The organism is Pseudomonas sp. FBCC-B545, assembly GCF_059134095.1.
Genome location: NZ_CP101441.1, coordinates 2336049 through 2351346 on the forward strand (window position 1 = coordinate 2336049; position 15298 = coordinate 2351346).

14 protein-coding genes are annotated in these 15298 nt (G+C 62.2%); 7 read left to right on the forward strand and 7 right to left on the reverse strand.

Going from position 1 to position 15298, the window contains the following annotated elements:
• Position 1: 1 nt before the first annotated feature.
• Genes NMB39_RS10915 through NMB39_RS10925 form a run of 3 tightly spaced genes read right to left on the reverse strand, consistent with a single transcriptional unit; the run spans position 2 to position 3560 of the window.
• Positions 2–1264 carry a dihydrolipoamide acetyltransferase family protein gene (locus tag NMB39_RS10915; protein ID WP_494339257.1) on the reverse strand — a complete coding sequence of 421 codons (1263 nt, stop codon included), beginning with the start codon at positions 1262–1264 and terminating at the stop codon, positions 2–4.
• On the reverse strand, positions 1265–2323 hold the full coding sequence (locus NMB39_RS10920) for an alpha-ketoacid dehydrogenase subunit beta (protein WP_005789444.1): 1059 nt from the start codon (positions 2321–2323) through the stop codon (positions 1265–1267).
• A 1-nt stretch (position 2324) separates the two neighbouring features.
• On the reverse strand, positions 2325–3560 hold the full coding sequence (locus NMB39_RS10925; protein WP_494339256.1) for a 3-methyl-2-oxobutanoate dehydrogenase (2-methylpropanoyl-transferring) subunit alpha: 1236 nt from the start codon (positions 3558–3560) through the stop codon (positions 2325–2327).
• Between the two features lie 195 nt (positions 3561–3755).
• Between NMB39_RS10925 and bkdR the strand changes: the two genes are divergently transcribed.
• Positions 3756–4244, forward strand: a complete 489-nt coding sequence (gene bkdR, locus NMB39_RS10930) for a Bkd operon transcriptional regulator BkdR (RefSeq protein WP_003174877.1) — start codon at positions 3756–3758, stop codon at positions 4242–4244.
• A gap of 121 nt (positions 4245–4365) precedes the next feature.
• Here bkdR and NMB39_RS10935 read toward each other — a convergent pair whose 3' ends face one another.
• Complete coding sequence (locus tag NMB39_RS10935; protein WP_043048745.1) at positions 4366–5229, reverse strand: MBL fold metallo-hydrolase; 864 nt, start codon at positions 5227–5229, stop codon at positions 4366–4368.
• A 94-nt stretch (positions 5230–5323) separates the two neighbouring features.
• Between NMB39_RS10935 and NMB39_RS10940 the strand changes: the two genes are divergently transcribed.
• The 6 genes from NMB39_RS10940 to NMB39_RS10965 all read left to right on the forward strand — a co-directional run bounded on the left by NMB39_RS10940 (position 5324) and on the right by NMB39_RS10965 (position 12303).
• Positions 5324–5659: an ArsR/SmtB family transcription factor gene (locus tag NMB39_RS10940; RefSeq protein ID WP_043048744.1), complete on the forward strand. Its 336-nt coding sequence runs from the start codon at positions 5324–5326 to the stop codon at positions 5657–5659.
• Positions 5660–5710: 51 nt separating this feature from the next.
• Complete coding sequence (locus tag NMB39_RS10945; RefSeq protein ID WP_494339255.1) at positions 5711–6955, forward strand: NAD(P)/FAD-dependent oxidoreductase; 1245 nt, start codon at positions 5711–5713, stop codon at positions 6953–6955.
• Entirely contained in the window at positions 6956–7762 is an 807-nt protein-coding gene (locus tag NMB39_RS10950; protein ID WP_494339254.1) for a sulfite exporter TauE/SafE family protein, read from the forward strand. It abuts the gene before it with no gap.
• A gap of 109 nt (positions 7763–7871) precedes the next feature.
• Entirely contained in the window at positions 7872–9350 is a 1479-nt protein-coding gene (locus NMB39_RS10955) for a DASS family sodium-coupled anion symporter (protein ID WP_494339253.1), read from the forward strand.
• Positions 9351–9508: 158 nt separating this feature from the next.
• Positions 9509–11155, forward strand: a complete 1647-nt coding sequence (locus tag NMB39_RS10960; protein WP_494339252.1) for an MFS transporter — start codon at positions 9509–9511, stop codon at positions 11153–11155.
• The gene (locus tag NMB39_RS10965; RefSeq protein WP_043048736.1) at positions 11152–12303 is read left to right on the forward strand and encodes an HlyD family secretion protein; all 1152 of its coding nucleotides are present in this window, start codon (positions 11152–11154) and stop codon (positions 12301–12303) included. The genes NMB39_RS10960 and NMB39_RS10965 overlap by 4 nt, the downstream gene beginning before the upstream one ends.
• Positions 12304–12443: 140 nt before the next feature.
• On the opposite strand, the gene NMB39_RS10970 is transcribed toward NMB39_RS10965, so the two are convergent.
• From NMB39_RS10970 to NMB39_RS10980, 3 genes are all read right to left on the reverse strand, one after another.
• Positions 12444–13724 (reverse strand): TRAP transporter large permease, encoded by a 1281-nt coding sequence (locus NMB39_RS10970; protein WP_043048735.1) that lies wholly within the window; start codon positions 13722–13724, stop codon positions 12444–12446.
• 2 nt (positions 13725–13726) lie between these two features.
• Positions 13727–14254, reverse strand: a complete 528-nt coding sequence (locus NMB39_RS10975) for a TRAP transporter small permease (protein WP_043048734.1) — start codon at positions 14252–14254, stop codon at positions 13727–13729.
• 65 nt (positions 14255–14319) lie between these two features.
• On the reverse strand, positions 14320–15282 hold the full coding sequence (locus NMB39_RS10980; RefSeq protein WP_057013476.1) for a TRAP transporter substrate-binding protein: 963 nt from the start codon (positions 15280–15282) through the stop codon (positions 14320–14322).
• Positions 15283–15298 lie beyond the last annotated feature (16 nt).

Consider the following 15298-nt stretch of genomic DNA (forward strand, 5'->3'; position numbering starts at 1 on the left):
TTTACTCCAGGAACAGGCTGGCGGGTTGTTCGAGCAGGCCGCGGATGGCCTGGATGAATTGCGCCGCGTCCATGCCATCGACCACGCGGTGATCGAAGGAGCTGGAGAGGTTCATCATCTTGCGTACCACGATCTGGCCCCTGATCACCATGGGCCGTTCGACGATGCGGTTGACACCGACGATGGCCACTTCCGGCAGGTTCAATACCGGCGTGCTGACAATGCCGCCCAAGGCGCCAAGGCTGGTCAGGGTGATGGTCGAACCGGACAGTTCATCACGGCTGGCCTTGCCCGTGCGTGCAGCGTTGGCCAGGCGTGCGATTTCCTCGGCAGTGCCCCACAGGCTGCGGGCTTCGGCGTGGCGTACCACTGGCACCATCAGGCCAACGTCGCTCTGGGTGGCGACGCCCACATGCACCGCGCCGAGACGGGTGATGACCTGGGCTTCGTCGTCATAGCGGGCGTTGATCTGCGGGAACTCGCGCAGCGCCACCACCATGGCGCGCACGATGAACGGCAGCAGGGTCAGCTTGCCGCGTGTGGCAGCGTGCTTCTCATTGAGGTGCACGCGCAACTCGTCGAGGGCGGTGACGTCGATTTCTTCCACGTAGCTGAAATGCGCGGCGCGACGGGTGGCGTCCTGCATGCGCTGGGCGATCTTGCGACGCATGCCGATCACCGGGATCTGGTGTTCGTCATTGCGCTCGGTGTAAGGGTTGACTGCACTCGTACCGGCGGCCGGACCCTGCTGCAGGTACGCCTCCAGATCTTCGTGAAGAATCCGGCCCGCCGGGCCCGTGCCCTGGACCAGGCGCAGTTGAATCCCCGCATCCAGCGCGTGCTTGCGCACGGCGGGGGAGGCCAGGGGGCGCTCACTGGCTTCACGGGCCACGGGGGCTTGCGGCGCTTTCACGGCAGGCGCGGGTTTGCTTTCCACCGGTGCCGGTGCAGGTTTGGCTTCGGCCACAGGCGCGGCCTTTACCGGTTCGGCGGCCGCCGGCACATCCCTGGTATTGCCCGCGCCTTCCACTTCAATGCTGATCAAAATACTGCCCACCGCCATGACTTCACCCGGCTCGCCGCCGAGGGAAATCACCTTGCCGTGGACCGGCGAGGGAATATCCACCATCGCCTTGTCGGTCATTACATCCGCCAGCACCTGGTCTTCAACCACCAGGTCGCCGACCTTCACATGCCATTGCGACAATTCAACTTCCGCGATGCCTTCGCCGATGTCCGGCATCTTGATAACGTGCGTACCCATTCAGACCTCCATGACCCGTTTCAACGCCGCGCCCACTCGGGACGGGCCTGGGAAATACGCCCATTCCTGCGCGTGCGGGTAGGGGGTGTCCCAACCGGTGACGCGCTCGATTGGCGCTTCCAGGTGGTGGAAGCAATGCTCTTGCACCAGCGACACCAGCTCGGCACCAAAGCCGCAGGTGCGGGTGGCTTCATGCACCACCACGCAACGGCCGGTCTTTTTCACCGACTTGACGATGGTTTCCAGGTCCAGCGGCCACAGGCTGCGCAGGTCGATGACTTCGGCGTCAATGCCGGTTTCTTCGGCGGCGACTTGGGAGACGTACACGGTGGTGCCGTAGGTCAGCACGGTCACGGCCGAACCTGGGCGCACGATGGCGGCCACGTCCAGCGGCACGGTGTAGTAACCGTCCGGAACCTGGGCTTGCGGGTGTTTCGACCACGGCGTTACCGGGCGGTCGTGGTGGCCGTCGAACGGGCCGTTGTACAGGCGCTTGGGCTCAAGGAAGATCACCGGGTCATCGTTCTCGATGGAGGCGATCAGCAGGCCCTTGGCGTCATAGGGGTTGGACGGCATCACTGTACGCAGGCCACAGACCTGGGTGAACACCGCTTCGATACTCTGGCTGTGGGTCTGGCCACCGTAGATGCCGCCGCCGCAGGGCATGCGCATGGTCAGGGGCGCAGTGAACTGGCCGGCCGAACGATAGCGCAGGCGTGCCGCTTCGGAGATGATCTGGTCGGTGGCCGGGTAGACGTAGTCGGCGAACTGGATTTCAGCCACCGGGCGCAAGCCGTAGGCACCCATGCCCACGGCCACGCCGACAATGCCGCTTTCCGAGATCGGTGCGTCGAATACCCGCGAGCTGCCGTACTTGGTCTGCAGACCTTCGGTGCAACGGAACACGCCGCCAAAGTAGCCGACGTCCTGGCCGAACACCACCACATTGTCGTCACGTTCAAGCATCACATCCATGGCCGAGCGCAGGGCCTGGATCATGGTCATGGTGGTGGTGGTCATGGCGGTTTCCAGTTCGATGCTGTTGTTGTGGTCGTTCATGTCACACCCCCAACTCTTGACGCTGGCGCTTCAAATGCTCCGGCATCTCTTTATAGACGTCCTCGAACATGGTCGCGGCGCTTGGGATCTGGCCGCCGGGCAGGGTGCCGTACTGCTCGGCTTCCTTCTGCGCCTTGACCACTTCGGCTTCCAGCTCGGCACTGACCGCCGCGTGTTCCTCTTCGGACCACTGGCCAATCTTGATCAGGTGCTGCTTGAGGCGGGCAATCGGGTCGCCCAGGGGGAAGTGGCTCCAGTCGTCGGCGGGGCGGTATTTGGATGGGTCATCGGAGGTGGAATGCGGACCGGCGCGGTAGGTGACCCATTCGATCAGGGTTGGCCCAAGGTTGCGGCGCGCACGCTCGGCAGCCCAGGCCGAGGCGGCGTACACCGCGATAAAATCGTTGCCGTCCACCCGCAGGGAGGCGATGCCGCAACCGACGCCGCGTCCGGCGAAGGTGGTGGCTTCACCGCCGGCGATGGCTTGGAAAGTAGAGATGGCCCATTGGTTGTTGACCACGTTGAGTATCACCGGCGCGCGGTAGACGTGGGCGAAGGTGAGGGCGGTGTGGAAGTCTGATTCAGCCGTGGCGCCGTCGCCGATCCAGGCCGAGGCGATCTTGGTATCGCCCTTGATCGCCGAGGCCATGCCCCAGCCCACGCCCTGGACGAATTGGGTGGCGAGGTTGCCGGAAATGGTGAAGAAACCCGCATCCTTGACCGAATACATGATCGGCAACTGGCGGCCCTTGAGCGGGTCGCGCTCGTTGGACAGCAGTTGGCAGATCAGGTCTATCAGCGGCACATCGCGGGCCATCAGGATGCTTTGCTGGCGATAGGTAGGGAAGCACATGTCGTCGATATTCAAGGCCAGGGCCTGGGCGCTGCCGATGGCTTCTTCGCCAAGGCTTTGCATATAGAACGACATCTTTTTCTGACGTTGGGCGACCACCATGCGGTTGTCGAAGATGCGCGTCTTGAGCATGGCGCGCATACCGCGGCGCATGATCTCGACAGGCACGCCTTCGGCCCACGGGCCAAGGGCCTGGCCCTGGTCGTCGAGCACACGGATCAGGCCCTTGGCCAGGTCGGCGGTGTCGGCGGGTTCTACGTCGATGGCGGGTTTGCGTACCAGGCCGGCGTCGGTCAGGCGCAGGTAGGTGAAATCGGTCTTGCAGCCCGGGCGGCCCGAGGGTTCGGGAACGTGCAGGCGCAGCGGTGCATACGGCTGGGTCATGGCTTTCTACGCTCTATCTTGTGAATTTCTTGTAGTGGGCGCGCTAGCTGACAGTCAGTCTTCGGGTAGAAGAAATCCTGTCCTACAACAATCATAGGCGTGGCGTAGAAGAATATTTATCTGTGTTTCATTGCGCCCGGGACCATTTGCGGATAAAAAAACTGCATAAACATAATAAACAGGTGATTTTGTCTCATGCGCAAACTGGACCGTACCGATATCGGCATTCTCAACGCCCTGCAGGAGAATGCACGGATCACCAACGCCGACCTGGCCCGCTCGGTCAACTTGTCGCCGACGCCGTGTTTCAATCGGGTCAAGGCCATGGAAGAGCTGGGCCTGATTCGTGAGCAGGTCACGCTGCTGGATGCCGACCTGTTGGGGCTGCACGTCAATGTGTTCATCCATGTGAGCCTGGAAAAGCAAAATGAGCTGGCATTGCAGCAATTCGAAGGGGCGATCTCCGACCGGCCGGAAGTGATGGAGTGCTATCTGATGGCGGGTGATCCGGATTATCTGATCCGCGTGCTGGTGCCGACGATCCAGTCGCTGGAGCGCTTCATGATGGACTTTTTGACCAAGGTGCCGGGGGTGGCGAACATTCGCTCCAGCTTTGCCTTGAAGCAAGTGCGCTACAAAACCGCACTGCCATTGCCGGCCAACGGCATCAGCCTCGGTTCCTGATTCAACACAGGACAAAATGTGGGAGGGGGCTTGCTCCCGATAGCGGTGTGTCAGTCAACTTATGTGTAGCTGATCCACTGCTATCGGGAGCAAGCCCCCTCCCACATTTTTTTACCGCATTTCAAAGTTGGTTGAGGGGGATCTTCAGGTAGGTCACGCCATTCTCTTCCGCTGGCGGCATGTTCCCCGCCCGCACATTCACCTGGATTGCCGGCAACAACAGCGTCGGCATGCCCAGCCCGGCATCACGGGTGGTGCGCATCTCTACAAACGTCGCTTCATCCACCCCGTCATGCACGTGGATATTCCCCGCCCGTTGTTCCGCCACCGTCGTCAGGCACTTGGCCTCACGCCCCTCAGGTGGATAGTCATGGCACACATACAGCTTGGTATCCGAAGGGAACGCCAGCAGCTTGCGCATCGATGCGTACAACTGCCGCGCATCACCGCCGGGAAAGTCGCAGCGGGCGGTGCCGACGTCGGGCATGAACAGCGTGTCGCCCACCAGGATCAAGCGGCCGTCGATCAAGTAGGCCATGTCGGCCGGGGTGTGTCCCGGCACATGCAGGGCCTGGGCTTTCAAACCGCCGATATGAAAGATTTCATCCGGCGCAAACAGGTGATCGAACTGTGAACCGTCGACGCGAAATTCCGGCTCCAGGTTGAACAGGTGCTTGAACACACCCTGTACCTTGCTGATCGACTCGCCGATCGCGATCTTGCCGCCCAACGTGCGACGAAGGTAGGGCGCGGCGGACAGGTGGTCGGCATGGGCGTGGGTTTCGAGCAACCACTGCACCTGCAAGCCGTGCTCGCGCACAAAGGCAATGACCTTGTCAGCCTGGGCGGTGTCGGTACGCCCGGACGCCGGGTCGTAATTGAGCACCGAGTCGACGATGGCGCAGGGGCCGCCATCCGCTTCATAGACGATATAGGTGTAGGTCGACGATGCGTCATCCAGAAAGGCTTGAATCAACGCTGGCATGGCGGCTGTCCCCGATGAAGAAAAAAGTGGTTACAATCAGTTTATGTTTAAACATAATGTCTTGAGCTTAAGTGACATAAAGGACCCGAAGCAAATGGAATCTACCTTGAGTGAGGGCGAAGTCGCCCAGTTGCGTGCGTCGGCGTCCAAGGCCTGCTGCCTGCTCAAGGCCCTGGCCAATGAAGACCGGCTGTTGATCCTGTGCCAGTTGACCCAGGGCGAGCGCAACGTCGGCGAGCTCGAAGCCTTGACTGGCGTGCGCCAGCCCACCCTGTCCCAACAGTTGGGCATCCTGCGCGATGAAGGGCTGGTCGCAACCCGTCGTGAAGGCAAATACATTTTCTACGGCCTGGCCAGCCACGAAGTGATTCAAGTAATGAAGACCCTGTCCGGCCTGTATTGCGGCGCGGTCATAAAAAGCTGGGCGTGACGCCATCCGGCAGCGACCCTTGTGTGCATTGACTCAAAAAGGCAGTAGACAATGACCGAACAACACTGGGGACCCACCATCAGTGGCGATATCGTCGTTATCGGCGCCGGCTCGGCAGGCATCGGCCTGGTGGCCAGCCTGCTCAAGCGCGACCCGCACCTGAACATCACCCTGATCGAACCCAACGACTACCACTGTTACCAGCCGGCCTGGACCCTGGTGGGCGGTGGCGCCTACGACCTGGCAAAGACCCGCCGCCCGCTGGCCGACGTGTTGCCCAACGGCGTCAGTTGGGTACAGGCCGCCGTCAGCGAGCTGCTGCCCGACGAACAAACCCTGGTGCTCGACAGCGGCCAGCGCGTGACCTGGAACAACCTGATCGTCTGCCCCGGCCTGCGCCTGGCCTGGGAGAAAATCGAGGGCCTGCAGGACACCCTCGGCCGCCACGGCGTGACCTCCAACTACAGCTATGAGCACGCCGCCTATACCTGGCAACTGGTGCAGCAACTCAAGGGCGGCAAGGCGCTGTTCACCCAGCCGGCCATGCCGATCAAATGCGCCGGCGCGCCGCAGAAAGCCATGTATCTGTCGTGCGACCACTGGCTCAAGCAGGGCAATCTCAACAACATCGACGTCGAATTCAACCTGGCCGGCGCCGCGCTGTTCGGCGTGCCGACCTTTGTGCCGCCGTTGATGAAATACGTCGAGAAATACAACGCGTGCCTGGCGTTCAATTCCAACCTGGTGAAAGTCGATGGCCCGGCGCGCAAGGCCTGGTTCGAAGTGAAGGACGCCGAAGGCAACGTGAACGTCGAAGAGAAAACCTTCGATATGTTGCACGTCGTGCCGCCGCAGCTGGCCCCGGATTTTATCCGCCAGAGCCCGCTGGCCGATGCCGCCGGCTGGTGCGAAGTGAACCCCCAAAGCCTGCAGCACCTGCGCTACCCGCACATCTTCGGCCTGGGCGATGTGTGCGGCACCAGCAACGCCAAGACCGCCGCCGCCGTGCGAAAGCAGATCGTGGTGGTGGCCGAGAACCTGCTGGCCCTGCGCAAACAGGCGCCGCTGCCGCTCGAGTACGACGGCTATGGCTCCTGCCCGCTGACGGTGGAGAAGGGCAAGGTGGTACTCGCCGAGTTCGGCTACGGCGGCAAGCTGCTGCCGACCTTTCCCCTCGACCCGACCCGGGCGCGCCGCTCCATGTGGTTCCTCAAGGCCACGCTGCTGCCGTGGTTCTACTGGAACGGCATGCTCAAGGGCCGCGAGTGGCTGACCCGCCTGAGCAAGGTGGACTGAATGCTGCTGGCCAGTGTGTTGGGTGTATTGATGGGCCTGGTCATGGGCCTGACCGGCGCCGGCGGCGGCATCCTCGGGGTGCCGGCACTGGTGCTGGGGCTGGGCTTGAGCATGACCCAGGCCGCCCCGGTGTCGCTGCTCGCAGTAGGCGCGGCGGCGGCAGTGGGCGCCATTGATGGCTTGCGCCATGGGCTGGTGCGTTATCGCGCTGCGCTGTTGATCGCATTGCTGGGCGCATTGTTTTCGCCGCTGGGCGTGTTCGTCGCCCACCAATTGTCGGAGCAACTGCTGATGGGTTTGTTCAGTGCCTTGATGGTGATGGTGGCTTGGCGCATGTTGCGGCGCGAGAAAGCCGAAGCCGGGCCAAGCGACCATGGCTCGGCCTCATGGGGCCAGAAGAACTGTATGCTCAACCAGCAGACCGGGCGCCTGGCCTGGACGGCCAAATGCACGGCCACCCTGGCTGCTTTGGGTGCGGTGACCGGCGCGGTCTCGGGGTTGCTTGGCGTGGGCGGCGGCTTCCTGATCGTGCCGGCGTTCAAGCAACTGACCGACGTGCAAATGCGTGGGATCGTCGCGACTTCGTTGATGGTGGTCAGCCTGCTTTCCCTGATCGGCGTAGTGGGGGCGTTTCATGCCGGGGTTAGCATCGAGCCTGTAGGCTGGGTATTTATCGGCGCAAGCATCGTCGGCATGCTGGCCGGGCGGCGGTTGTGTTCGGTGATTCCTGCACGCAGCTTGCAGGTGGGTTTTGCCAGCCTGTGTGTGGTGGTCGCGGTTGGAATGCTGGCTAACGCATTGCGCTGAATCTCTTCGGGTGAGGGCGGCGGCATGGTGCGTTGATGCCCGTCAACACCTGCTGCGGCGAATGGGTCCATGGTGTCTGCCTGATTAACAGGCCGACGGAGACCCCCCCATGAGCGCCCCGGCAATAACCACGGCATCCTTCAAATTACCCCTGGGCCTGGTGGTCGGCGTGCTGGTGATGGTCGGCGTCCTGCTGTTGCCGCTGCCCGCCGACCTGCCGGTGGCCGGGCATCGCATGCTGGCGATCCTCGCGTTTGCCGTGGTGGTGTGGATCACCGAGGCGGTGTCTTATGAAGCCAGCGCGATCATGATCACCTCGCTCATGGCGTTTCTGCTGGGCACTGCGCCGTCGCTGCAGGATCCCACGCACCTGATCGGCTCCAGCCCGGCCATCAGCATGGCGCTCACTGGCTTCTCCAATCCGGCGCTGGCGTTGGTGGCGGGAGCGTTGTTCATAGCTGCGGCCATGACCCACACGGGCCTGGACCGGCGCATCGCCCTGGTGACCCTGACCCGGGTCGGCACCAGCACGCGCGGTATTTTGCTGGGGGCGATTGCGGTGACTATCCTGCTCAGCCTCGTTGTACCCAGCGCCACGGCGCGCAGTGCCTGCGTGGTGCCGATCATGATGGGAGTGGTCGCCGCGTTTGGCGTCGACAAACGCTCGAACATCGCCGCTGGGCTGATGATCGTGGTGGCCCAGGGCACCAGCATCTGGAACGTCGGGATTCAGACCGCCGCTGCACAGAACCTGCTGACCGTGGGCTTTATGGACAAGATGCTCGGCCAGCGCGTGTCATGGATCGACTGGCTGATCGCCGGCGCGCCGTGGGCAGTGATCATGTCGGCGGTATTGCTGTTGCTGGTGATCAAGTTGCTGCCGCCGGAAACCGACAGCATTCCTGGCGGCAAGGAAGCGGTGGCCCAATCGTTGGTGGACATCGGCCCGATGACCGGACCGCAGAAGCGCCTGTTGGCGGTCTCGGTGTTGCTGTTGCTGGCCTGGGCCACCGAAGGCCGCCTGCACGCGTTTGACACCACTTCGACGACCTATGCAGGTCTGGTCTTCTTGCTGCTGCCGGGCATCGGTGTGATGACTTGGAAGGATGTGCAGTCGCGCATCCCGTGGGGCACTGTGATTGTGTTCGGCGTGGGTATCAGCCTGGGTACCGCACTGCTGACCACCCAGGCTGGGCAATGGCTGGGCTCGCAGGTGGTGACGCATACCGGGTTGGGCCTTGTCGGGCCGTTAGGAGTGTTTGCAATCCTGGCGGCGTTTTTGATCGTGATCCACCTGGGGTTCGCCAGTGCGACGGCGCTGACCTCGGCGTTGCTGCCTATATTGATCGCGGTGTTGCAGACCTTGCCGGCGGAGTTCAATCGGTTGGGGATGACGATGCTGCTGGGGTTTGTGATGAGCTACGGGTTTATCCTGCCGATCAATGCGCCGCAGAATATGGTGTGTTTGGGCACCGGAACGTTTACGGCGCGGCAGTTTGCCAAGGTGGGGATCCTGGTGACGTTGATTGGTTACGGGTTGATGTTAGTGTTTGCGGCCACTTATTGGAGTTGGCTCGGTTGGATCTGATTGGAATGCGCATGTCGTCGAGCACAGAAAGCAGCGTGTGACTGGCTGGATGGGGGCTTACCGATACGTCCGAGATGGCAAGATGACCGCCGCTCAGGTTTACTGTGCCTGAGTAATGGTTTTACCGACTTCACCCGTCGGGTCATCTAGGTCACCGAATGGACAAATACACCCCCCACAGCTGGCAGCCCCACGAGCGCCCGAGCCTGCCCGGTTCGCCGTCGACGCCGCTGCACCCTACCCACAAGCGCTGGCTGTACGCGATGGTCGGAGTGCTGGTGGCGATCACCGGTGGCCTGGGCAACGCCCTGGTCATCGCCAACCTGCAATACCTGCAAGGCGCCCTCGGCGCGACCACTGCGGAAATGGCCTGGCTGCCGGCCGCCTATGTAATGACCAACGTGTGCATGAACCTGCTGCTGGTGAAGTTTCGCCAGCAGTTCGGCCTGCGCGCGTTTACCGAGGTGTTCCTGGTGCTCTATGCGCTGGTGACCTTCGGGCATTTGTTTGTCAACGACCTCAACTCGGCTATCGCCGTGCGCGCCGCCCATGGCATGGTCGGTGCGGCACTGAGTTCACTGGGCCTGTACTACATGATCCAGGCGTTCCCGGCGAAGTGGCGTTTGAAAGCCCTGGTGCTCGGCTTGGGCACCGCGCAGCTTGCGTTACCGTTGGCGCGATTGTTCTCTGAAGACTTGCTGCAGATCGCCGAATGGCGCGGGTTGTACCTGTTCGAATTGGGCCTGGCCTTGATCTGCCTGGGCTGTGTGTTCCTGCTCAAGCTGCCGCCCGGCGACCGCTTCAAGACCTTTGAAAAACTCGATTTTCTCACCTTCGCCATCCTCGCCAGCGGCGTGGCCTTGCTCTGCGCGGTGCTGTCGTTGGGGCGTATCGACTGGTGGCTGGAAGCACCCTGGATCGGCGTGGCCTCGGCCTGTTCCCTGGTGCTGATCATGACGGGGCTGGCCATCGAGCATAACCGCAGCAACCCGATGCTGATGACGCGCTGGCTGGGCAGCGGCGCGATGATTCGCCTGGCCTTGGCGGTTGTGCTCATTCGCATGGTGCTGTCCGAGCAATCCACCGGTGCGGTGGGGTTCATGCAAATGCTCAACATGAGCTACCAGCAGATGCACACCCTGTATGTGGTGATGCTGGCCGGCGCGATTGCCGGGCTGGCGGTCAGCGCGTTGACGATCAACCCGGCGCACCTGCTGATGCCCCTGGTGATTTCCCTGGCGCTGATGGCCACAGGCTCGGTGATGGACAGTTTCTCCAGCAACCTGACTCGTCCGCAAAACCTCTACATCAGCCAGTTCCTGCTAGGCTTTGGCGGCACGTTCTTCCTTGGGCCGACCATGGTACTGGGCACTAAAAACGTACTGACCAACCCACGCAACCTGGTGAGTTTCTCGGTGATGTTCGGGATCTGCCAGAACCTCGGCGGCCTGATCGGCGCGGCCTTGCTCGGCACCTTCCAGATCGTGCGCGAGAAATATCACTCGAGCATGATCGTCGAGCACCTGACCCTGATCGATCCACGTGTAGCGGCGCGGGTGCAGAGCGGCGGTTCGGCCTATGGCGGGATCGTCGCCGACCCGGAGTTGCGCAACCTCATGGGTATTCGCAGCCTGGCCACGGCGGCCACCCGTGAGGCGAACGTAATGGCCTACAACGATGTCTTCATGCTGATCGCGATTATCGCGATCCTGACCATGCTCTGGATCTTTACCCGCAGCTTGTGGCTGATGAGCACCACTAAGGCAGCAACCCCTCCCGTTCAACCCAGCGGCGCTTCTTCATGACCGAACCGACTTCTACCACCACGACCACCAACGCCATCGCCGCGACCCCGGAAGGCACCACGCCCCCCGGCGCCACGGTGACTGAGCCGCGTTCCCTGCGGGTGCGTATCGTCTCGTCCCTGGGCTTTGCCGCGATTGCCATCATCGGTGTGTTGATCGTGCTGTATGCCTGGCAGTTGCCACCGTTCAGCAGCGCGGTGGAGACCACCGAGAATGCCCTTGTGCGCGGGCAGGTGACGATTATCGGCCCGCAGCTCAGCGGCTATGTATTCGAAGTGCCGGTGCAGGACTTCCAGTATGTGAAGGCCGGTGATCTGCTGGTGCGCCTGGACGACCGTATTTATAAGCAGCGCCTGGACCAGGCCCTGGCGCAACTGGCGGTGCAGAAGGCGTCGCTGGCCAATGTGGTGCAGCAACGCAACAGCGCCGAAGCAACTATCAAGCTGCGCCAGGCCGCGTTGGTCGATAGCCAGGCCCAGGCGCGCAAAAGCACCGCTGACTTGCGCCGCAACGAAGAACTGATCAGCGACGGCTCTGTGTCCAAGCGCGAGCTGGACGTGACCCGCGCCGCCAATGCCCAGACCATCGCCGCCGTGGCCCAGGCCCAGGCCAGCCTGGAAATTGCCCGCCAGGACCTGCAGACCGTCATCGTCAATCGCGGCTCCCTGGAGGCAGCAGTGGCGAGTGCCGAGGCGGCGGTGGAGCTGGCACGGATCGATTTGTCCAACACCCGCATCACCGCCCCCCGCGACGGCCAGCTCGGGCAGATCGGCGTGCGTCTGGGGGCCTACGTCAATTCCGGCGCGCAATTGATGGCCCTGGTGCCCAAGCAGCTGTGGGTGATCGCCAATATGAAAGAAACCCAGATGGACAATGTGCAGGTGGGCCAGCCGGTGACCTTCACCGTGGACGCGCTGAACCATCGCAAATTCCATGGCACGGTGCAGCACATCTCACCGGCAACCGGGTCCGAGTTCAGCCTGTTGCAGGCCGACAACGCCACCGGCAACTTCGTCAAGATCGCCCAGCGCGTGCCAGTGAGGATTACCGTGGATCCGGATCAGGCCGAGAGTGAGCGGTTGCGGCCGGGGTTGTCGGTGGTGGTGAGTATCGATACTGCCGGGCGCCTCAAAAACTCACCGCCCTGACACTGACACAGTGCAGAGCAAAATGTGGGAGGGGGCTTGCTCCCGATAGCAGTGGATCAGTCATATCTGTAGTGACTGTCACACCGCAATCGGGAGCAAGCCCCCTCCCACATTTGCTCACCTCTGTTCTGACGTTCGGGTTACAGCACCAAGTGCGGCAACCACAACGACAACGCCGGGATGTAGGTGACGGCGATCAACACCAGAAACAGCACCGCATAGAACGGCAGCAGGGCGGTCACGGTTTTCTCGATGCTGACCTTGCCCACCGCCGCGCCGACGAACAATACCGCGCCCACTGGAGGCGTGATCAAGCCAATGCCGAGGTTGACCAGCATGATCATGCCGAAGTGCACCGGGTCAACGCCGATGCCGAGGATCACCGGCATCAGGATCGGCGTGAGGATCAGGATCAGCGGCGCCATGTCCATTACCGTGCCGAGCAACAGCAGCATGACGTTGATGCACATCAGGATCACGTAGCGGTTGTCCGACAGGGTCAGGAACAGCGTGGTGATCTTCGCTGGGATCTGCATCAGGGTCATGATGTAGCCGAAGCTGGCGGCGAAGGCGATGAGGATCATCACGATGGAAATGGTGCGCACCGTGCGGTGCATCAGCTTGGGCAGCTCGCTCCACTTGTAGTCGCGGTAGATGAACATGGTGACGAAGAACGCCCACAGCACCGCGATGGCCGCGGACTCGGTGGCGGTGAAGATGCCTGACAAGATGCCGCCAAGGATAATCACCATGGCCATCAGGCCCCAGAGCGCATCAGCGCAGATTTTCAGCGCCTGCTTGAGCGGGATGACTTCGCCCTTGGGGTAGTTGCGCTTTTTTGCGAAGATCAGGCACAGCACCATCAGGCACGCGCTCATTAAAAGGCCCGGCACCACGCCGGCCATGAACAATGAGGCGATCGACACCGTGCCGCCGGCAGCCAGGGAGTAGAGCACCGAGTTGTGACTGGGCGGCGTCAGCAGCGCCTGTACCGAGCCACTCACGGTCACCGCCGTGGCGAACTCCCGCGGGTAGCCACGGCGTTCCATTTCCGGGATCAGCACCGAACCGACCGAGGCGGTATCGGCCACCGACGAGCCGGAAATCGCGCCGAAAAACGTCGAGGCCATGATGTTGACCAGGGACAGGCCGCCACGCACAAAGCCCACCAGCACCCCGGCAAACGCCACCAGGCGCCGCGACATGCCGCCCTCGGCCATGATTGCGCCGGCCAACACGAAGAACGGAATCGCCATCAGCGAAAACTTGTTCACCCCGCCCGCCACCTGGATCATCAAGGCCTGGAAGGGAATGTCGATCCACCACGCGCCGATCAGCGCCGACAGCCCGAGGGCGTAGGCCACCGGCATGCCAATCAGGATCAGGGCGATAAAGCTGCCCAACAGAATCAATGCGTCCATAGTCAGGCAGCCCCTTCGCTTTCTTCCACCAGGTCGAAGCGCACAACGCGCCGGTTGCTCTGGTCCCCGAGCAGGAGTTTTTCCACCACAAAGATCAGGGTCAGCAGGCCGCCAATGGGGATCGGCATGTAGGTGATGCCCACGCGCAGGGTGGGGATCGCGCTCATGAACTGGTTCCAGGTCGACAGGCACAGCTTGGTGCCCCAGAGGGTCATGAACAGGCAGATGGTGCCCATCAACAGTTGCGAGAAGATGCCGACGATGCGGCGTTGGGCGGGGGGCAGGCGGTCGGTGACCATCGCCACCGACATATGTGCGCCGGCGCGGTAACTGGCGGCGGCGCCGATAAAGGTGAACACCAGCATCAGCAGGATCGCAGTGGGCTCCGGCCAGCTGGAGCCGGTGCCGAGGATGTAGCGAGCGAAGATGCCCCAGGGAATGATCAGCGCCACCCCCAGGACCGAGAGGCCGGCAACCCAGATGCAGGTCATGTAGATACGGTCGTTGATGCGCAGCAGTAGATTCTTCATGGCGTTCACCGTGACCGGGCGCGTCGATGCCGACCGCGCCGGGCCTTATGCAGGGAGCAGGGAGGTTATTGAACGGCGTCGATGCGCTTGATCATGTCTGCATAAGGTGCGCCGTACTTGGCGCGCACCTGGGCGGTGGCATCATAGAAGGGTTTTTTGTCGACGCTGATAAACTCCACGCCGGCCTTCTTGAGTTTCTCTTCGCTGCTGGCGGACTTGGCGTCCCACAGCACGCGCTCGTCGGCCTGGGCGGCCTTGGCGGCTTGCTTGACCATGTCCTGCTGCGCTGGCGTGAGCTTGTTCCAGGTGATTTTCGACATCACGATAGGCTCGGGCAGAATCAGGTGCTCGGTAAGGGTGTAGTACTTGGCGTTCTGGTAGTGGTTATGTTCCAGCAAGGTCGGCGGGTTGTTTTCCGCACCGTCGATGACCCCGGTCTGCAAGGCGCTGAAGATTTCGCCGGTGTCCATTGCGATGCCGTTGGCGCCCATGGCGTTGAAGGCGTCGATAAACAGCGGGTTGCCTTGCACACGGATCTTCATGCCCTTGAGGTCTTCGATCTTACGCACCGGCTTCTTGGTGTAGAGGTTGCGCGTGCCGCCATCCATCCAGGCCAGGGCCACCAGGCCGAACTCGGAGTCGGTGATCTTGGCGAGGATTTCGTCGCCGATCTCGCCATCAATGACCTTGCGCATATGCGCCTGGTCACGGAACACAAACGGCAGGTTGAACACGTTCACATCCGGCACCACCGGTCCGACGATGCCGAGGCTGACGCGGGTCATCTGGACTGCGCCGACCTGGGCCTGTTCGACCACCTCTTTCTCGGAGCCGAGCACACCGCCGGGAAAGTACTTGAAGGTCAGTTCGCCGTTGCTCGCTTTGGTAAGGGCCTTGCCCATGTTTTCTTCGGCGACCACGGTGGGGTAGCCGGCGGGGTGGATGTCGGCAAACTTGATTTCCAACGCGTGGGCGGCGCTGCTGAGGGTGATGAGTGCGGCGGCGAGCAAGGTGCGTTTGAAGTCCATGGGGTGTCACTCCTGT